Origin of the sequence: Pseudomonas sp. NY15354 (assembly GCF_048068075.1) — a bacterium.
GTDB classification, from domain to species: Bacteria; Pseudomonadota; Gammaproteobacteria; order Pseudomonadales; family Pseudomonadaceae; genus Aquipseudomonas; species Aquipseudomonas guariconensis_C.
The window spans coordinates 17,572-36,490 of record NZ_JBLUPV010000040.1; the positions used below are offsets into that span (position 1 = coordinate 17,572).

Annotated in this window: 20 protein-coding genes; 18 read left to right on the forward strand and 2 right to left on the reverse strand. The window is 67.2% G+C overall.

Annotated elements, in window-relative coordinates; all coding sequences use genetic code 11:
• The first annotated feature begins 10 nt into the window (after positions 1 to 10).
• From ACNFCH_RS23995 to ACNFCH_RS24060, 14 genes are all read left to right on the forward strand, one after another.
• Positions 11 to 814, forward strand: a complete 804-nt coding sequence (locus ACNFCH_RS23995) for a CoA-transferase subunit beta (RefSeq protein WP_196163511.1) — start codon at positions 11 to 13, stop codon at positions 812 to 814.
• A 38-nt stretch (positions 815 to 852) separates the two neighbouring features.
• Positions 853 to 1,725 (forward strand): enoyl-CoA hydratase, encoded by an 873-nt coding sequence (locus ACNFCH_RS24000; RefSeq protein WP_337157358.1) that lies wholly within the window; start codon positions 853 to 855, stop codon positions 1,723 to 1,725.
• Between the two features lie 2 nt (positions 1,726 to 1,727).
• Positions 1,728 to 2,795 carry a nitronate monooxygenase gene (locus tag ACNFCH_RS24005; RefSeq protein ID WP_337157359.1) on the forward strand — a complete coding sequence of 356 codons (1,068 nt, stop codon included), beginning with the start codon at positions 1,728 to 1,730 and terminating at the stop codon, positions 2,793 to 2,795.
• Between the two features lie 12 nt (positions 2,796 to 2,807).
• A complete protein-coding gene (locus ACNFCH_RS24010; protein ID WP_196163514.1) occupies positions 2,808 to 3,563 on the forward strand; it encodes an enoyl-CoA hydratase family protein in 756 nt (251 codons plus the stop codon).
• An 11-nt stretch (positions 3,564 to 3,574) separates the two neighbouring features.
• Positions 3,575 to 4,741 carry an acyl-CoA dehydrogenase family protein gene (locus ACNFCH_RS24015; RefSeq protein ID WP_337157360.1) on the forward strand — a complete coding sequence of 389 codons (1,167 nt, stop codon included), beginning with the start codon at positions 3,575 to 3,577 and terminating at the stop codon, positions 4,739 to 4,741.
• A gap of 10 nt (positions 4,742 to 4,751) precedes the next feature.
• Positions 4,752 to 5,807: an acyl-CoA dehydrogenase family protein gene (locus ACNFCH_RS24020; protein WP_337157361.1), complete on the forward strand. Its 1,056-nt coding sequence runs from the start codon at positions 4,752 to 4,754 to the stop codon at positions 5,805 to 5,807.
• Positions 5,808 to 5,972: 165 nt separating this feature from the next.
• The gene (locus ACNFCH_RS24025) at positions 5,973 to 7,121 is read left to right on the forward strand and encodes an acetyl-CoA C-acetyltransferase (RefSeq protein ID WP_337157362.1); all 1,149 of its coding nucleotides are present in this window, start codon (positions 5,973 to 5,975) and stop codon (positions 7,119 to 7,121) included.
• Positions 7,122 to 7,137: 16 nt separating this feature from the next.
• Positions 7,138 to 8,013 (forward strand): SDR family oxidoreductase, encoded by an 876-nt coding sequence (locus ACNFCH_RS24030; RefSeq protein ID WP_416744168.1) that lies wholly within the window; start codon positions 7,138 to 7,140, stop codon positions 8,011 to 8,013.
• A gap of 398 nt (positions 8,014 to 8,411) precedes the next feature.
• Positions 8,412 to 9,584: an acyl-CoA dehydrogenase family protein gene (locus ACNFCH_RS24035; RefSeq protein ID WP_337157364.1), complete on the forward strand. Its 1,173-nt coding sequence runs from the start codon at positions 8,412 to 8,414 to the stop codon at positions 9,582 to 9,584.
• On the forward strand, positions 9,581 to 10,771 hold the full coding sequence (locus ACNFCH_RS24040) for an acyl-CoA dehydrogenase family protein (protein ID WP_416744170.1): 1,191 nt from the start codon (positions 9,581 to 9,583) through the stop codon (positions 10,769 to 10,771). Before ACNFCH_RS24035 ends, ACNFCH_RS24040 begins: the two co-directional genes overlap by 4 nt.
• 15 nt (positions 10,772 to 10,786) lie before the next feature.
• Positions 10,787 to 11,569 (forward strand): SDR family oxidoreductase, encoded by a 783-nt coding sequence (locus tag ACNFCH_RS24045; protein ID WP_337157366.1) that lies wholly within the window; start codon positions 10,787 to 10,789, stop codon positions 11,567 to 11,569.
• Between the two features lie 2 nt (positions 11,570 to 11,571).
• A complete protein-coding gene (locus ACNFCH_RS24050; RefSeq protein WP_337157367.1) occupies positions 11,572 to 12,030 on the forward strand; it encodes a MaoC family dehydratase in 459 nt (152 codons plus the stop codon).
• A 19-nt stretch (positions 12,031 to 12,049) separates the two neighbouring features.
• Positions 12,050 to 13,252 carry an acetyl-CoA C-acyltransferase gene (locus tag ACNFCH_RS24055; protein WP_337157368.1) on the forward strand — a complete coding sequence of 401 codons (1,203 nt, stop codon included), beginning with the start codon at positions 12,050 to 12,052 and terminating at the stop codon, positions 13,250 to 13,252.
• 1 nt (position 13,253) lies between these two features.
• Positions 13,254 to 13,640, forward strand: a complete 387-nt coding sequence (locus ACNFCH_RS24060; protein WP_416744173.1) for a steroid Delta-isomerase — start codon at positions 13,254 to 13,256, stop codon at positions 13,638 to 13,640.
• Between the two features lie 110 nt (positions 13,641 to 13,750).
• On the opposite strand, the gene ACNFCH_RS24065 is transcribed toward ACNFCH_RS24060, so the two are convergent.
• Both ACNFCH_RS24065 and ACNFCH_RS24070 read right to left on the reverse strand, forming a co-directional pair.
• Positions 13,751 to 14,257, reverse strand: coding sequence for an SRPBCC family protein (locus ACNFCH_RS24065; RefSeq protein WP_416744175.1), 507 nt, complete (start codon positions 14,255 to 14,257; stop codon positions 13,751 to 13,753).
• A gap of 20 nt (positions 14,258 to 14,277) precedes the next feature.
• Positions 14,278 to 15,051, reverse strand: coding sequence for an SDR family oxidoreductase (locus ACNFCH_RS24070; protein ID WP_323114672.1), 774 nt, complete (start codon positions 15,049 to 15,051; stop codon positions 14,278 to 14,280).
• Positions 15,052 to 15,222: 171 nt separating this feature from the next.
• Between ACNFCH_RS24070 and ACNFCH_RS24075 the strand changes: the two genes are divergently transcribed.
• The 4 genes from ACNFCH_RS24075 to dmpG are packed head-to-tail and all read left to right on the forward strand — an operon-like array spanning position 15,223 to position 18,810.
• Positions 15,223 to 16,050 carry an alpha/beta fold hydrolase gene (locus tag ACNFCH_RS24075; protein WP_416744177.1) on the forward strand — a complete coding sequence of 276 codons (828 nt, stop codon included), beginning with the start codon at positions 15,223 to 15,225 and terminating at the stop codon, positions 16,048 to 16,050.
• Positions 16,047 to 16,838 carry a fumarylacetoacetate hydrolase family protein gene (locus ACNFCH_RS24080; RefSeq protein WP_416744179.1) on the forward strand — a complete coding sequence of 264 codons (792 nt, stop codon included), beginning with the start codon at positions 16,047 to 16,049 and terminating at the stop codon, positions 16,836 to 16,838. Before ACNFCH_RS24075 ends, ACNFCH_RS24080 begins: the two co-directional genes overlap by 4 nt.
• Before the next feature lie 16 nt (positions 16,839 to 16,854).
• Positions 16,855 to 17,763, forward strand: a complete 909-nt coding sequence (locus tag ACNFCH_RS24085) for an acetaldehyde dehydrogenase (acetylating) (protein ID WP_337157372.1) — start codon at positions 16,855 to 16,857, stop codon at positions 17,761 to 17,763.
• A gap of 12 nt (positions 17,764 to 17,775) precedes the next feature.
• A complete protein-coding gene (dmpG, locus tag ACNFCH_RS24090) occupies positions 17,776 to 18,810 on the forward strand; it encodes a 4-hydroxy-2-oxovalerate aldolase (protein ID WP_337157373.1) in 1,035 nt (344 codons plus the stop codon).
• Positions 18,811 to 18,919 lie beyond the last annotated feature (109 nt).

Sequence of the window (18,919 nt, forward strand, 5' to 3'; positions counted from 1 at the left end):
GAGGAACGTCATGACCACTGCAAGCACCTACAGCCTCGCCGAACTGATGATCTGCGCCGCCGCCCAAGCCTGGCGCGACGACGGCGAAGTCCTGGCCACCGGCATCGGCGTGATCCCGCGCCTGGCGGCCTCCCTGAGCATGCTCGACAACAACCCGCAACTGATGATGACCGACTCGGAGGCCTACATGGTCGCCGAGCCCGTGCCGGTCGGTGCGCGCAATGGCTACGAGCCCAAGCGCGACAGCTGGATGGGCTTCTCGCGCATCTTCGACAACGTCTGGAGCGGCAAGCGCCACGCCATGATCGGGCCGATCCAGGTCGACCGGTTCGGTCAGGCCAACATCTCCTGCATCGGCGGCGACTACCAAAAGCCCAAGGCGCAGATGCTCGGTGTGCGTGGCCTGCCAGGCAACTCCATCAGCCATGCCAACTCGTTCTATGTGCCCAGCCACAACCGCCGGGTGTTCGTCGAGGGCGAGTGCGACGTGGTCGCCTCGGTGGGCTACAACCCCGAGCGCCTGGCCCGTGGCTGGTCGCTGGATGACATCGACATCCGCCTGATCGTCACCGACCTGTGCGTGCTCGACTTCCTCGGGCCCCAGCACCAGGTGCGCGTGCGTTCGCTGCACCCCGGCGTGAGCCTGGACGAGGTGCGCGACAACACAGGCTTTGCCCTGCATGTGCCCGAGCACTGCCCGGTGACCACCGCGCCGACCGAGGCGCAGTTGCAGCTGATCCAGCGACTGGACCCGCACAACCTGCGCGCCAGCCAGCTCAAGGACAACCCACCGGGCCAGCGCCCAGCGCGCTGACAGCCCGTTCCAGCCAACCGCCTTGCCGGAGTGCAGTAATGAGCGAGCAAAACAATAAAGAGGCCGATGAGGTGGTGCTGTACGAAGTGCGGGACGGGGTAGCCCTGGTCACCATGAACCGCCCCGAGTACCACAACGCCCAGAACTCGCGGATGACCTATGCCCTGGACGCGGCCTTCGCCCGTGCGTGCGCCGATGACAACGTCAAGGTCATCGTCCTGCGCGGGGCTGGCAAGCATTTCTCCGCCGGGCACGACATCGGCACGCCAGGGCGTGACGTGAACCAGAGCTTCGAGCGCGTGAGCCTGTGGTACGACCACGTCGACAAGCCCGGGGGTGAATTCCTCTATGCCCGCGAGCAAGAGGTGTACCTGGGCATGTGCCGGCGCTGGCGCGATATGCCCAAGCCGACCATCGCCATGGTCCAGGGTGCCTGTATCGCTGGCGGCCTGATGCTGGCCTGGGTCTGCGACCTGATCGTGGCCAGCGACGATGCGTACTTCCGCGACCCGGTGGTGCGCATGGGGATTCCGGGGGTGGAGTACTTCGCCCACGTGCATGAGCTCAACCCACGTATCGCCAAGGAGTTTCTCTTCCTTGGCGCGCCGATGCCGGCGGCGCGTGCCTACCAGATGGGCATGCTCAACCGCGTGGTGCCCCGCGAGCAGCTGGAGCAGGAAACCCTGGCCATGGCCGGGCAGATCGCCCAGATGCCGCGCCTGGGCCTGCAACTGAGCAAGCAGGCGGTGAACAACGCCGAAGACCTGATGGGCAAGCGCTCGACCATGGACATGGTGTTCGGCCTGCATCACTTCGCCCATGCCCACAACGAACTGGTGTCCGGCGATCGCCTGGGCGGCTATGACGCCAAGGCCATGGCCAGTTCCCAGCGCGAACAGGGGAGGGCGTGAGCATGGCCGTGTCACTCGATACCCGCCTGACCGCCTTGCTCGGTTGCCGTTACCCGATCATCCAGACCGCCATGGGCTGGGTCGCCGACCCGCGCCTGGTGGCCGCCACCTGCAACGCCGGGGGCTTTGGCTTTTTGGCCGGGGCGACCATCGAGCCGCGGCAGATGGAAGCGGCGATCCTCGAAACCAAGCGCCTGACTGACCGCCCGTTCGGGGTCAACTTCCATATGTACCAGGCCAACGCCGAAGAAATCGTCGAGCTGGTGGTGCGCCACCAAGTGCGCGCGGTCAGCTACAGCCGCTCGCCCGGCAAGCAGATGATCGCCCGGCTCAAGGATGCCGGCGTGGTCTGCATGCCCACCGTGGGCGCCCTCAAGCACGCGCAGAAGGCCGTGGAGATGGGCGCCGACGTGGTGACCGTGCAGGGCGGCGAAGGCGGCGGCCACACCGGTGCGGTGCCCACGGCCATGTTGCTGGGCCAGGTGCTGGATGCGGTGCAGGTGCCGGTGGTGGCCGCAGGCGGCTTCAAGGATGGCCGCGGGCTGGTGTCGGCCCTGGCCCAGGGCGCCGACGGCATCGCCATGGGCACGCGGTTTCTGATGACCGCCGACAGCCCGGTGCCCCAGGCCACCTTGGCGCGCTACCTGGCAGTCAAGGATCCGGCGGCGGTGATCGTCAGCCGAGCCATCGATGGCCTGCCGCAACGCATGATCCGCAACGAGCTGCTCGATGAGCTCGAAACCAGCAGTGGCCTGCGCCGCTGGCTGCTGGCCGTGCGCAGTGGCCTGGCCTACCGCCGCCACACCGGCCTGGGGCTGGGCCAGCTGTTGGGCAGCGCGCTGAAGATGCGCCGCGACGGGGGCCTGACGGCCGCCCAGAGCCTGATGGCCGCCAACGCCCCAATGGTCATCCAGAAAGCCATGGTCGAAGGCCGGCCCGCCGAGGGCGTGCTGCCGGCCGGGCAAGTGGCCGCGGGTATCGACAGCCTGCCGGGCTGCGCCGAACTGATAGAGCAGATCGTCCAGGACGCCGAGCAGCGTCTGGGCGCGCTGTGCCGCCGAATTTCGTGAGGGGGACTCCCAGTGCAACCATTCAACGTGAGCATTGATAACGGCATTGCCGAGATGGTCTTCAACCATCCCCCGGTCAATGCCTTCAACAGCCAGGGCTGGGCCGACATCGCCAGCACCCTGCAGGCGCTGGGCGACGACGCGCAGGTCAGGGTCATCGTCATCCGCGCCGAAGGCCGTGGCTTCTGCGCCGGGGTCGATATCAAGGAACTGGCCGCCGACGGCAACCTGATCGTCGCGGTCAACAAGGGCAACTACGACACCTTCAAGGCCGTGCACCGCAACAAGGTGCCGGTGATCGTCGCTGTGCATGGCTTCGTGCTGGGCGGTGGCATCGGCATCTGCGGCGCCGCCGACATCGTCGTCGCCGCCGACTGCGCGCGCTTTGGCGTGCCCGAGGTGGACCGTGGCGCCATGGGCGGCGGTGCCCACCTGCAGCGGCTGTTCCCGGTGCAGAAGGTGCGCCACATGTACTTCACCGGCGAGATGATCGACGCCGCCGAGGCCTATCGCCTGGGCGCGGTGGAGCGTGTGGTGCCGCGCGAGCAACTGCGCGAGACCGCGCTGGGCATCGCCGCGTCCATCGCCGCCAAGAGCCCGGCGATGATCCGCCTGGCCAAGGAGGCGCTCAACGGCATCGAGGACGGCAACCTGGAAGACAAATACCGCTGGGAGCAGGGCTTCACCCTCGAGGCCTACCGCACCCAGGATTCCCAGGAAGCCCGCGACTCGTTCGTCGAGAAGCGCAACGCGAACTTCAACGGCTGAGGGCACCGACCATGGATCTTACCTACACGCCGGCCCAACAGGCCTTTCGCGCCGAAGTGCGGGCCTGGCTCGAGGCCAACGTCCCGAGCCAACCGCTGCCTTCGTTCGACACCGAGGAAGGCTTTGCCGCCCACCGCGCCTGGGAAGCGCGCCTGAACGACGGCCGCTGGGGCATGGTCACCTGGCCCACCCGCCTGGGCGGGCGCGGCTGCGACCTGATCGAGTGGCTGATCTTCGAAGAAGAGTACTACCGGGCCGGTGCGCCGGCGCGGGTCAACCAGAACGGCATCTTCCTGCTCGGCCCGACCCTGATGGAGTACGGCACCGAGGCGCAGAAAGCACGCTTCCTGCCGCGCATGGCCACCGGCCAGGACATCTGGGCCCAGGGCTGGTCGGAGCCTGGAGCCGGCTCGGACATGGCGGCGATCCGCTCGCGCGCCGAGCGTGATGGCGACCACTACGTGATCAACGGCCAGAAGACCTGGTCCACCCGCGCCGTGTGGGCCGACTGGGTATTCGGCATCTTCCGCACCGACCCAGGTTCCCAGCGCCACCACGGCCTGACCTTCATTCTGGTGCCGCTCAACACGCCCGGCATCACCGTGCGCCCGATCCCGCAGCTCAACGGCCTGCCGGGCTTTGCCGAGATCTTCTTCGACGACGTGCGCGTGCCGGTGGAGAACGTCCTCGGCGGCGAGGGCATGGGCTGGCACGTGGCGATGTCCACCGCAGGCTTCGAACGCGGGCTGATGCTGCGTTCACCCGCGCGCTTCCAGGAGACCGCCCGGCGCCTGGTGCAGTTGTACCAGGCCAACCGCGAAACCGCTGACCGCGATCCGGCCATCGGTGAGGCGGTGATGCGCGCCTGGCTCGATGCCGAGGCCTACACCCAGTCCACCTACATGACCGCTTCGCAGTTGGTCAAAGGCGGGCGCATCGGGCCGGAGTCCTCGACCAACAAGATCTTCTGGTCCGAGCTTGACCTGCGCATGCACGAAACGGCCATGAGCATCCTGGGCCTGCGCGGCGAACTGCTGCCTGAGGCCCCGGCGGCCGGCGATGTCGGCCAATGGCTGGACGGCTTCCTGTTCGCCCAGGCCGGGCCGATCTACGCCGGCACCAACGAGATCCAGCGCAACATCATCGCCGAACGCATGCTCGGCATGCCGCGTGCCTGAGGAGCAGACCATGGACTTTAGTTTCAACAGCGACCAGTTGCTCTTCCAGGACAACGTACGCAGTTTCTTTATCAACGAAGTGACCCCAGAGCGCATCCGCGAGCTATGGCAGAGCGACAGTGGCCGTTGCGAGCAGCTCTGGGCGCAACTGGTGGAGCTGGGCCTGACCGCGCTGACCGTGCCGGAGCAGTACGGCGGCATGGGCCTGGGCGCCCTGGACTTCGTCCTGCTGGCCCAGGAGTGCGGCTACGCGGGCCTGCCCGAGCCGCTGGTGGAGACCATGCTGGTGGCGGTGCCGCTGTTGGCCGAGCTGGGCGAGGCACATGAGGGCCTGAAGGCCGACTGGCTGGGGCGTGTGGCCGAAGGGCAGGCGCGCCTGGCGGTGTGCGAGCCGGGCAACCCGCTGGTCAGCGATGCCCATGTGGCCGATTTGCTGCTGCTCAGCCACGGCGATGAGCTGCATGCGGTGCCGCGTGAGGATGTCGAGCTGGTGCGCAACCTGTCGGTGGACCCGAGCCGCCAGCTGTACCAGGTGCTGTGGACACCGGGCGCGGCCACTTGCGTGGCCCGTGGCGAAGAGGCTGCGCGGTTGCTGGCGCGGGCCTTCGAGCGCGGCGCGCTGGGTTGTGCAGCGCAACTGCTGGGCTTGGCCAAGCGCATGGTGGACCTGGCCGTGGATTACAGCTTCGAGCGCAAGCAGTTCGGCAAGCCGATCGGCTCGTTCCAGGCGGTCAAGCATTTGATGGCCAACGTCGCGGTGCGCATCGAGTTCGCCAAGGGCCCGCTGTACCGCGCCGCCCATGCGGTGGCCCACGGTGAGGCCGGGCAGGCCCTGGCGGTGTCCCACGCTCGCCTGGCCGCTTCGGAGGCGGCGCTGCTCGCAGCGCGCAACGCCATCCAGACCCATGGCGCCATGGGGTACACCTGGGAGGTCGACCTGCAGCTGTTCATGAAGCGCGCCTGGGCGCTGGACAAGGTCTGGGGCGACCATGCCCTGCACAAGGCGCGCATTCGCGAGGCCTTGTTCGACCAAGGCCGGGCCATTGGGGCCGGCACCACGTTCTGATTTTCTCGCACGGTGCTCGATGGCACCGGCGTTGCCGGTGTTCGCGGGTGAACCCGCTCCCACAGGATCTGAGCGGTTGGTGTGGGAGCGGGTTTACCCGCGAAGAGAGCGGCGCGGCAGGTGCAGATGTGCGCACAACCCGTTTGATGTCTTATGAGGTAGAAGATGCCTGAAGCTTATATCGTCGATGCCCTGCGCACGCCCACCGGGCGGCGCAAGGGTGGTTTGGCCCATATCCATGCGGCCGACCTGGGCGGCCATGTGCTGCGTGCCCTGGTCGAGCGCAATTCGATCCCCGATGAAGACTACGACGACGTGATCTTCGGCTGCGTCGACACCATCGGCCCGCTGGCCGGCGACATCGCTCGCACCGCGTGGCTGGCCGCCGGGCTCAGCGACGCCGTGCCGGGCACCACCGTCGACCGCCAGTGCGGCTCTTCGCAGCAGGCGCTGCACTTCGCCGCCCAGGCGGTGATGAGCGGTACCCAGGACGTGGTGGTCGCAGGCGGCGTACAGACCATGACCCAGATCCCGATCTCCTCGGCCATGACCGCCGCCGAGCCGCTGGGCTTCACCAACCCGTTCACCGGCTCCGAAGGCTGGGTGCGCCGCTACGGCTCGACCCCGCCGACCCAGTTCCGCTCCGCGCAGATGATCGCCGAGCACTGGCAGCTCAGCCGCCAGGCGCTGGAGGCGTACTCGCTGGAATCCCACCGCCGGGCGCTGCGGGCCATCGAGCAGGGCTACTTTGCGCGTGAGATCGTGCCCCTGGCCGGTGTCGAACATGACGAAACCCCACGCCACACCAGCCTGGACAAGATGGCCGAGCTGGAAATCCTGTTCGGTTGCGACCGCGTCACCGCTGGTGTTTCCAGTCAGACCTGCGACGCCGCCAGCGCGTTGCTGGTGGTCTCGGAAGCGGCGCTCAAACGCTACAACCTCACTCCGCGGGCGCGTATCCACCACATGAGCGTGCGCGCCGCCGACCCGGTGTGGATGCTCACCGCGCCCATCCCGGCGACCGCCTATGCGCTCAAGCGCGCCGGCATGCGCCTGGAAGACATCGACCGGGTGGAAATCAACGAGGCCTTTGCCTCGGTGGCCCTGGCCTGGATCAACGAGACCGGCTACCCCCACGCCCAGACCAACGTCAACGGCGGCGCCATCGCGCTGGGTCATCCACTGGGCGCCACCGGCACCCGGATGATGTGCAGCCTGCTCCATGAGCTGGAGCGCAGCGGCGGCCGCTATGGTCTGCAGACCATGTGCGAAGGCGGCGGCCAGGCCAACGTCACCATCATCGAGCGCCTGTAAGCGCAGGAGAACCCCCATGAGCAGTTGCAACAACCGAGTCGTGGTCATCACCGGCGCAGGCGGCGGCCTGGGCCGCGCCTACGCCCTGGCCTTCGCGGCCGAAGGCGCCAAGGTGGTGGTCAACGACATCAACCGCGACGCCGCCGAGGCGGTGGTCGCGCAGATCCGCGAGCAGGATGGCCAGGCCATCGCCAACAGCAACGACATCACCCACTACGAAGACGCCGGCCGCATCGTCGCCGCGGCGCTGGAGGCCTTCGGCGGCCTGGACGTGGTGGTGAACAACGCCGGCATCTGCCGCGACCGCATGTTCGCCAGCCTCACCGAGGCGGATTGGGATGCGGTGGTGGCGGTGCACTTGAAGGGCCACTTCTGCTTGTCCAGCCACGCCGTACGGTACTGGCGCGAGCAAGCCAAGAATGGCGTGAAGTTCGATGCGCGGATCATCAACACCAGCTCCGGCGCGGGCCTGCAGGGCTCGATCGGGCAGTCCAACTATGCCGCGGCCAAAGGCGGTATCGCCTCCTTGACGCTGGTCCAGGCGGCGGAGCTGGCGCGTTACGGCATCACCGTCAACGCCCTGGCCCCGGCGGCGCGCACCGGCATGACCGAAGGCGTGTTCGGCGAGGTGATGAAGAAGCCGGAGGAAGGCTTCGACTACTTCGCCCCGGAGAACGTCGCGCCCGTGGTGGTGTGGCTGGGTTCCAGTGAGTCGGCCGGGGTCACCGGGCAGATGTTCGAGGTCGAAGGCGGCAAGCTGTCCATCGCCGACGGCTGGCGGCGCGGCCCGCAGGTCGACAACCAGGGCCGCTGGGCCGTTGCCCAGGTGGGCGCGGCGGTGGGTGAGCTGCTGGAGCGCGCAGTGCCGGCGCAGAAAGTCTACGGCAGCTGATTCGAGGTTTTTTCGCCATTAGGGCGGGGCCGCACCACATGCCAGGGTGGTGCGGTTTTTTTTTGCCTGCACAACACCTGTGGGGGTTTACCCGCGAAGCAGGCTCCGCGCTGCATGGCACCGGCTCTGCCGGTGTTCGCGGGTAAACCCGCTCCCACAGGGTCTGCGGTGCTCTCAACAACACCGCTGTGCCTGCGCCAGGGCGGGTATTTGCACGGCTGAGCCGTGTCAAGGAATACCAACCGAAGACGATTCGAGCTTGTCCGGCACCCTAGAATCTCCCACAGGTTCTGCGGCGCACTTGCCATCGTCGAGCCTAGTCCAATTGGCCGATTCGACCGCCAGCGCATCTGGCCACACTCGCAGGCACCTGGGCCAGACGAGTAGAAGACGCCGCGATGGACTTTGCATTCAGCGACGAGCAGGAAATGATCCGTGCATCGGCCGAGGGTTTCCTTGCCGATGTGTCCGACTGTGCCGCCGTGCGCGCGGCCATGGTCAGCGAAACCGGTTATGACACCGATCTCTGGCAGCGCCTGTGCAGCGAGATGTACTGGCCTGCGATTCATATCCCTGAAGCCTACGGCGGTTTGGGCCTGGGCTTCGTCGAGTTGAACATCCTCCTGGAACAGATGGGCCGGCGCCTGCTGTGCTCGCCGTTCTTCGCCACCGCTTGCCTGGCCACTCCAGCCCTGTTGCTGGCCGGCAGCGAGGCGCAGAAGGAGCGTTGGCTGCCGGCCATCGCCGAAGGCCGCGTGCGCGGCACGGCGGCTTGGGGCGATGGGGGCGGTTGGTCTGCCCAGGGTATCTGCGTGACAGCAACGCCCGAAGGCGAGGGCTACGTGCTCGAGGGTGAGTATGCCCAGGTGATCGATGGCCACAGCGCCGACCTGCTGGTGGTCGCCGCGCGCCTGGCTGGCAGCACGGGCGAGGCGGGCGTCAGCCTGTTCCTGGTCGAGGCCGGGCAGGCGGGCCTGGAGCGTCAGTGGCAGCCGACCATGGACCAGACCCGACGCTTGGGCCGCCTGCGCCTCACGCGTCTGTACGTGGGCCCGGATGCGTTGCTCGGCGAGGCCGGCACGGCCTGGCCGCAGGTGCAGACCCTGCTGCGCCTGGCCTGCGTGGGCCTGGCCGCCGAACAGGTCGGCGGCGCCCAGCAGGCGCTGGACCTGAGCGTGGCCTACCTGCAGGAGCGCCAGCAGTTCGGTCGCCCCTTGGCCAGTTTCCAGGCCCTCAAGCACCGGGCCGCCGACATGATGTTGCAGGTCGAGTGCGCGCGCTCGGCCAGCTATTACGCCGCCTGCGTCGCCCAGGAGGCGCTGGACCCCGCCGGTGACGCCCAGGTGGCCGCAGAGCTGCCACAGGCCGCCTCCCTGGCCAAGTCCCAGTGCTCCCAGGCGTACTTCCACTGCGCGGCGGAGTCGATCCAGCTGCATGGCGGCGTGGGCTTTACCTGGGAGTACGACCCGCATCTGTATTTCAAGCGTGCCCGGGCCAGCGAGAGCTACCTCGGTGCACCGGCCTGGCATCTGCAGCAGATCGCCAACGTGATTATCGGGGAGCAGCCATGAAGATCCGTTTCAGTGAGCAGGACGAGCGCTTCCGCCAGGAGGTCGCCGCCTGGATGGCCGCCAACCTGCAGGGCGAGTTCGAGGCCTTGCGTTTTCGTGGCGGCCCGGGTGATGAACACATGTTCCCCGAGGAGCGTAAAGCGTGGGAGCGCAAGTTGGCCGAGGGTGGCTGGACCTGCGTGGGCTGGGCGCCGGAGCATGGCGGGCGAGGGCTGTCGATCAGCCAGCAGGTGATCTTCCATGAAGAATACGCCCGCGCCGGAGGCCCCGGTCGCATGGGCCATATCGGCGAAGGCCTGGCCGGGCCGACCATCGCCGCGTTTGGCAGCGACGAGCAAAAACAGCGCTTCTTGCCGGGCATCGTCCAGGGCACCACGTTCTGGTGCCAGGGCTATTCGGAGCCGGGGGCAGGTTCGGACCTCGCCGCGGTGAAGACCCGCGCCGCCCAGGACGCCAGTGGCGACTGGCTGATCAACGGGCAGAAGGTCTGGACCTCGCTGGCCCACGAGTCGGACTGGTGCTTCGTGCTGGCCCGAACCGAGCCGGGCAGCGTCGGCCACCATGGTTTGTCGTTCCTACTGGTGCCGATGGACCAGCCGGGCATCAGCGTGCGGCCGATCGAGCAGATGACCGGCACCTCGGAGTTCAACGAGGTGTTCTTCGACGATGCCCGCACCGAGGCGGCCAACATCGTCGGCCAGCCTGGCGACGGCTGGAAGATCGCCATGGCGCTGTTGGGCTTCGAGCGTGGCGTGTCCACCCTGGGCCAGCAGATGCAGTTCCAGAACGAGCTCGACGAGATCATCGCCATCGCTCGCACCAACGGCGCCGACCGCGACCCGCACCTGCGCCAGCGCCTGGCCGAGGCGTGGTGTGGCCTGCGCATCCTGCGCTACAACTCGCTGCGCATGCTCTCAGGGCCGCAGGACGGCACGCTGCGCCGCGAAGCGACCATCTACAAGCTGGGCTGGTCGAGCTGGCACGCCAACCTCGGCAAGCTGGCCATGGACGTGCTCGGCCCCCAGGCCGAGCTGCTCGAGGCCGCGCCTTACCAGTTGAGCCGCCTGCAATCGCTGTATCTGTTCAGCCGCGCCGACACCCTGTACGGCGGCAGCAACGAGATCCAGCGCAACATCATCGCCGAACGCGCCCTGGGGATGCCCCGGGAGCCGCGCCCGCGTCCCTGATCGAGGAGTTTTCGCATGTCCGTTCCACACTATGTTCCCGGCCACGGCCTGCTGCGCGGCAAGTCGGTGCTGATCACCGCCGCCGCCGGTTCCGGCATCGGTTTCTCCGCCGCCTTGCGTTCGGCCGAGGAGGGCTGTCGGGCCCTGATGATCAGCGACATCCACGAAGGCCGGCTGAACGAAGCGGTGACCCGCATCCGTGAGGCCACCGGCCTTGCCCAGGTGCACGGGCACCTGTGCAACGTCACCGACGAGGCCCAGGTGCGTGCCTTGGTCGAGGCGGCCGAGCGCACCCTGGGCGGCGTCGATGTGCTGATCAACAACGCAGGCCTGGGTGGTTCGCGCGCACTGGTGGAAATGCCCGACGAAGAATGGAACCGGGTGATCGACGTGACCCTCACCGGCACCATGCGCATGACCCGGGCCATGCTCCCGTACATGATGGAGCGCCGTGCCGGGGTCATCGTCAACAACGCCTCGGTGCTTGGCTGGCGTGCGCAGAAACAGCAGGCCCACTACGCCGCGGCCAAGGCCGGGGTCATGGCTTTGACCCGCTGCGCGGCGGTGGAGGCGGCCGAGCATGGCATCCGCATCAACGCGGTGAGCCCAAGCATCGCCATGCACGATTTTCTCGCCCGCTCCGCGCCCCAGGCGGTGCTGGACCAGTTGGCGGCCAACGAGGCCTTCGGTCGCGCCGCCGAGGTATGGGAAGTGGCCAACGTGATGATGTTCCTGGCCAGTGACTACAGTTCGTACATGACCGGCGAAGTGCTGTCGGTTTCCAGCCAGAGGGCCTGACCATGCCACGTATCTTCCAGACGCCCGAGGCGTTGCACGAGGCGGTGGGCCAGGAGCTGGGCAAGAGCGACTGGCTGCTGGTCGACCAGGCGCGCATCGACCTGTTCGCCGAGGCCAGTGGCGACCACCAGTGGATCCATGTCGACCCCGTGCGCGCGGCCCAAGGGCCGTTCGGCGCCTGCATCGCCCATGGCTACCTGAGCCTGTCGCTGGTCAACCTGTTCTTGCCGCAGATCATCGAGGTCCAGGGCATCGCCATGGGCGTCAACTATGGGTGTGAGCGTGTGCGTTTTCCGTCGGTGGTGCGCGTGGGGTCGCGGGTGCGCGGCAGTGCCTTGCTGGTCTCGACCGAGGCGGTCGGCAGTGGGGTGCAGGCGGTGATCCGCGTCAGCGTCGAGATCGAAGGCCAGGAGCGTCCTGGCTGCGTGGTCGACACCATCAGCCGTTACTACCCGGCCTGAGTCATCCAAGGAGTCCAGCATGAACGAAGCAGTGATCGTTTCCACGGCGCGTACGCCGATCGGCAAGGCCTTTCGCGGCGCCTTCAACGATACCGAGGCCCCGACCTTGGGTGGCCATGTGGTGGCCGAGGCGGTGCGCCGCGCAGGCATCGCGCCGGATGAGGTGGACGATGTGATCATCGGCGCCGCCGCCCAGCAGGGCACCCAGGCCTACAATCTCGGGCGCCTGTGCGCCACGGCCGCAGGCCTGCCGGTGCAGGTGTCCGGCATGGCGGTGGAGCGCCAGTGCGCCTCGGGCCTGATGAGCATCGCCATCGCCGCCAAGGGCATCATCTGCAATGAGCTCGACATCGCCGTGGCCGGTGGCCTGGAGTCGATCTCCCTGGTACAGAACAAGCACAAGAACCTCTACCGCTGGCAGTCCACCCTGGTGCGCGAGCGCGACCCGCGGGCGTACATCCCGATGCTCGAAACCGGCGAGATCGTCGCCCAGCGCTATGGCATCACCCGCGAGGAACAGGACGCCTACAGCCTGCAGAGCCAACTGCGTACCGCCAGCGCGCAACAGGCCGGGCGGTTCGATCTGGAGCTGGCCACGCTGACCACCCAGAAGCTGATCGTCGACAAGGCCAGCGGCGAGAGCCGTCATGAAGCCGTGACCCTGCTGCAGGATGAGTGCAACCGCCCCGACACCACCGCCGCCAGCCTGGCGGCCCTGGAGCCGGTGTGGGGCGGCGGGCAGTGGACCGAAGCCGGGCGCTTCATCACCGCTGGCAACGCCTCGCAGCTGTCGGACGGTGCCTCGGCATCGGTGCTGATGAGCGCGCGTCTGGCCGAGCAGCGTGGCTTGCAGCCGCTGGGGATCTACCGTGGTCTGGCGGTGGCCGGCTGCGAGGCCGACGAGATGGGCATTGGGCCGGTGTATGCGATCCCCAAGCTGCTCAAACGCCATGGCCTGAAGGTGGATGACATCGGCCTGTGGGAGCTCAACGAAGCGTTCGCCTGCCAGGTGCTGTATTGCCGCGACACCTTGGGAATCGACAACGATCGCCTCAACGTCAACGGCGGTGCTATTTCCATTGGCCACCCGTTCGGGATGTCCGGGGCGCGGATGGTGGGGCATGCGCTGATCGAGGGTAAGCGCCGGGGCGTTCGCTATGTGGTGGTGAGCATGTGCATCGGTGGTGGCATGGGCGCTGCGGCGCTGTTCGAGGTGGCGTGAGATGGCCGTGCCGACGCCAGAGCAGGTGCAGGCGCGCATGCAGCGTTACGTCGAGCTGGTGGACGCCGGGGACATCGACGGCATCCTGGCGCTGTATGCCGAGGATGCCACGGTCGAAGACCCGGTGGGCCAGCCGCCGCTGCGCGGCATTGGCGCAATCAGTGAGTTCTACCGGCAGGGGTTGGGGCAGATGAACGTGTCCGCAGCCCTGACCGGGCCTGTGCGCGCCACGCATAATGGCTGCGGCGCCGTGCCGTTTCGGGTGGACCTTCAGTGGGACGGTCGGGATTGCTCGCTGCAGGTGATCGATGTGATGGAGTTCGATGAGCAGGGCCTGATTCGCAGCATGAAGGCCTTCTGGAGCGAAGTGAACCTTCAGCCGCGCTGAGTGGGATGGCACCGGCTTCGCCGGTGTTCGCGGGTGAATCGGAGCACCGAATCACGCGGTCATTGTAGGAGCGGCCTTGTGCCGCGAAAGGGGCGCAACGCGCCCCTTGCTCAGGTCATGTCATGCCCGGCCGCCAACGCGCGGCGCAGGTCGTAATCGGCATTCTGGGTTCGGCCGCTTTCGTAATAGGCCTTGAGGTTCTCGCCAATCTCCCGCACGACCTTGTCGAACGCCCGGCGCAGCAACCATTCGGCTACGCGCCCGCCGCGCAATTGGTAATGCAGGGCCGTGCTGATGCGGCACTGTGCGCCCGCGTCTTCGAGGCTGTAATGGAAACTCGCCTGACGAAAAGGGAAGGGCGCTCCACCTTCGGCTTTGTGCAGCGCCAACACGAAGCCGCTGCCATCCTCCCAATGCACCACGCTCTCATCCAGCCACTGGCCGCCTTTGCGAAACACGCGGCGGCTGGCGCCCAGGCCTTCGCGTGGGCCTGGGTGGAAGCGGCAGCCGGTCAGCCCCGGCACGTAGTGCGGGGCTTGGGTGAGGTCACGCAGCTTGGCCCAGGCGTCGCTGCGGGGCATCGCCAGGGGCACGCTGTGGTGGGCGATCTGGGTCATGGGTTGGGCTCCTTTACCGGTCACTGGCTTTTCGCCGCATCGAGGAAGGCCGGGCGTTCGCCGCCACCGTGCACCATCAGGTCGGCGCCACTGACATAGCGGGCCAGCGGCGAGGCCAGGTACAGGCAGGTGTCGCCGATGTCGTCCGGCTCGGCCAGGCGACCCAGGGGAACGGTCGCTGCCACCTGGGCCTGCTGCTGGGCGTCACCATAATGCAGTTCGGCCTGTTCGGTAAGGATCAAACCGGCGGTGACAGCATTGACCCGCACCTTGGGCGCCCATTCCACCGCCAGCGAGCGGGTGAGGTTGAGCAAGCCGGCCTTGGCTGCGCCGTAGGCGGCGGTGCCCGGCGAGGGGCGGGTGGCGCTGACGCTGCAGATGTTGATGATCGCACCGCCCTCGGCCTGCTCCTGCATCACCCGGTTGGCCAGCTGGCACAGGTTCAGCGGCGCCAGCAGGTTGAGCCGCACGATGGACTCGGAAAACCGTGGCGAGGCCGTGGCCGCTTCGGCGAACGGCGCGCCGCCGGCGTTGTTGATCAGCACATCGAGGCGGCCGAAGAACTTGAGCACATTGCCCAGCAGTTGCTCGAGCTGCTCGATGTCACGCACGTCGCACTGCATGAACACCGCCTGCCGGCCGCCGCCACTGGGCAGCCGCTCCGGTGCCTGGCGGCCGCAGATGACCACGTTCGCGCCGCATTCCAGGAAGCGGCGGGTAATACCGCGGCCCACGCCCTTGGCACCACCGGTGACCAGAACCACTTTGCCGCGAAAATCCAATGGGTCGTGCATGGGAAGGCCTTGTCTTGTCTGTCGGAAGGATGCCCCGATGCTAGGCAGGCGCTGCCTTGGGGCCAACGTCCAAAGGGACTAGGGGCGCGGCTTGTAGTCTTGTTGGACGATGCCGTGTGCCCTGGCCGCTCTGAATAATCCCGGAACAACAACAAGCCGGGAGGTTTCCCCATGGGCGCAGCAGCGCAAGGGCACAAGGTCAGGTTGGCGGATGGCCTGCAACTGCACTATCAGGACGTCGGCACGGGCGAGGCGGTGGTGTTCATCCATGGCAGCGGCCCGGGTGCCAGCGGCCACAGCAACTTCAAGCGCAACTACCCGCAATTCGCCGCCGCCGGCTACCGCGCCATCGTGCCGGACCTGCCGGGCTACGGCGCTTCGGACAAACCGGAAACCGCCTACACCCTGGACTTCTTCGTCCAGGCCCTGCTGGGCTTGCTCGATGCCCTGGACATCCAGCGCTGCACCTTGGTCGGCAACTCCCTGGGCGGCGCAATCGCCATCGCCATCGCCCTGCGCCAACCACAGCGGGTGGCGCGCCTGGTGCTGATGGCCCCGGGTGGGCTGATGGACAAGGCCCAGTACTACCTGCAGATGGAAGGCATCCAGCGCATGGCCGCAGCTTTCGCCAGTGGCGAGCTGCGTGACGCTGCCGGGATGAAACGCCTGCTGGGCCTGCAGCTGTTCGACCCCTCGCTGATCGACGACGACACCGTCGCCGAGCGGGTCGCGGTGGTGGCCGAGCAACCGCCTTGCGTGCTCTCGACCATGGAAGTGCCGAACATGGCCGAGCAGTTGCCCGAGCTGGCCTGCCCGATCCTTGGCTTCTGGGGCATGAACGACAAGTTCTGCCCGGTCTCCGGCGCCAACACCCTGATGCAGGCCTGCCAGCGCATCCGCTTCGTGCTGCTGAGTGAGTGTGGCCATTGGGTGATGGTCGAGCACCGTGAGCTGTTCAATCGCGAATGCCTGGCGTTCCTCGCGGAGGGCCGACCATGAGCCTTGAATTGCGCCGCCAGCACGGCGATGAGCTCTACCAGGCCCTGTGCGACGGCCAGACCCTGGCCCCGCTGACCGAACGCTGGCCGCAGATCAGTATCGAGGACGCCTACCACATCTCCTTGCACTGCATCGAACGCCGCGTGGCGGCGGGCGATCGCATCGTCGGCAAGAAGATCGGCGTCACCTCGGCTGCCGTGCAGCGCATGCTCGATGTGCACCAGCCGGACTTCGGCTTCATCACCCGGGGCATGGCCTTCGACAATGGCGCCGACATCTCGCTGGCCGAGAACCGCCTGATCCAGCCGCGCGCCGAAGGCGAGATCGCCTTCGTGCTCAAGCACGACCTGAGCGGCCCCGGCGTGACCGAGGCCGATGTGCTGGCGGCGACCGATTACGTCACGCCGTGCTTCGAGATCGTCGACTCGCGCATCCACGACTGGCGCATCCGCATCCAGGACACCGTGGCCGACAACGCCTCCTGCGGCGTGTTCGTCCTCGGCCAGGAGCGTGTCGACCCGCGCGAGCTGGACCTCCCAGCGCTGCACATGCGTGTGTTCAAGAACGACCAACCGCTGAGCGAGGGCCTGGGCTCGGCGGTGCAGGGCAACCCGTTGACCGCGGTCGCCTGGCTGGCCAACACACTCGGCGCTTTCGGCATCCCCTTCAAGGCGGGCGAGGTGATCCTCTCCGGTTCGTTGGTGCCGCTGGAGCCGGTGCGGGTAGGCGACCGCTTTTCCCTGACCATCGACGGCCTGGGCAGTGCCCAGGTGTCCTTCCGAGCCTGATCGAGGAGCAAGGCCCATGAGCCAGAAACTAAAGGCGGCCATTATCGGCCCGGGAAACATCGGCACCGACTTGCTGATGAAAATGTTCCGCTCGCAGTGGATCGAGCCGGTATGGATGGTGGGTGTGGACCCGGAGTCCGAGGGGCTCAAGCGGGCCCGGGCGATGGGCGTGAAGACCACCTCCGACGGCCTCGATGGCCTGCTGCCCCATGTGCTGGACGATGACATCCGCATCGCCTTCGACGCCACCTCGGCCTACGTGCATGCGCACAACAGCGCCAAGCTCAACGAGCTGGGCGTGATCATGGTCGACCTGACCCCGGCGGCCATCGGCCCGTTCTGCGTGCCGCCGGTCAACCTCAAGGAGCACGCGGCCAAGCTTGAGATGAACGTCAACATGGTCACCTGCGGTGGCCAGGCGACCATCCCGATGGTGGCGGCGGTCTCGCGCGTGCAGCCGGTGGCCTATGGCGAGATCGTCGCCACGGTCTCGTCCAGCTCTGTGGGCCCCGGTACCCGACAGAACATCGACGAGTTCACCCGTACCACTGCTGGCGCGGTGCAGAGCATCGGCGGCGCTCGCCGGGGCAAGGCGATCATCGTCATCAACCCGGCCGAGCCGCCACTGATGATGCGCGACACCATCCACTGCCTGACCGACGACACCCCCGACCAGGAGGCCATCCGCGCATCGGTGCTGAGCATGGTCGAGGAGGTCCAGCGCTACGTGCCGGGCTACAAGCTGGTCAACGGCCCGGTGTTCGACGGCAACAAGGTGTCGATCTTCATCGAGGTGGAAGGCCTGGGGGATTTTCTGCCCAAGTCCGCCGGCAACCTGGACATCATGACCGCCGCCGGCCTGCGCACCGCCGAGATGTTCGCCGAAGAAGCCCACAAGGGCACCCTGCAATTGCCAGCCCGCTGAGGAGAGGTGGTGATGAACCTTCAAGGTAAGAACGTGCTGTTGCATGACATGAGCCTGCGTGACGGCATGCATGCCAAGCGCCACCAGATCAGCCTCAAGCAGATGGTCGATGTGGCCACCGGCCTGGACGCTGCGGGCGTGCCGCTGATCGAGATCACCCATGGCGATGGCCTGGGCGGATCGTCGTTGAACTATGGTTTTCCGGCGCACAGCGACGAAGAGTACTTCAGCGCGGTGATCCCCAAACTCAAGCAGGCCAAGGTTTCGGCCTTGCTGCTGCCGGGTATCGGCACCCTGGACCATCTGAAGATGGCCCATGAGCACGGCGTCTCGACCATCCGCGTGGCCACCCATTGCACCGAGGCGGACGTCTCCGGCCAGCACATCGGCATGGCGGCGAAGATGGGCCTGGACACTGTGGGCTTTTTGATGATGGCGCACATGGTCAGCGCCGAGAAGCTGCTGGAGCAGGCGCGCCTGATGCAGAGCTACGGCGCCAACTGCATCTACTGCACCGACTCGGCCGGCTACATGCTGCCCGATGAGGTGAGCGAAAAGATCGCCGTGCTGCGCCAGGGGCTGGAGGCGAGCACCGAGGTGGGCTTCCATGGCCACCACAACCTGGGCATGGCGATCGCCAACTCCCTGGCGGCGATCGAGGCTGGCGCGGTGCGCATCGACGGCTCCGTGGCCGGGCTCGGCGCCGGTGCGGGCAATACGCCGCTGGAAGTGTTCGTCGCAGTGCTCAAGCGCATGGGCGTGGAGAGCGGCGTGGACCTGTACCGCATCATGGACGTCGCCGAAGACCTGGTGGTGCCGATGATGGACCAGCCCATCCGCCTGGACCGCGACGCCCTGACCCTGGGGTATGCCGGCGTGTACAGCTCGTTCCTGTTGTTCGCCAAGCGCGCCGAGCTCAAGTACGGCATCTCCGCCCGCGAGCTGTTGGTCGAGCTAGGCCGTCGAGGCACCGTAGGTGGCCAGGAAGACATGATCGAAGACCTCGCCCTGACCCTCTCCCGCGCCCGAGGCGTGCTGCCGACCTGAAATCCACGGGGCTGCTGCGCAGCCCTTTCGCGGCACAAGGCCGCTCCTACACCCGTACAGCGCAACCCATGCCCTACACGGATTGCGCAGTATCTGTAGGAGCGGCCTT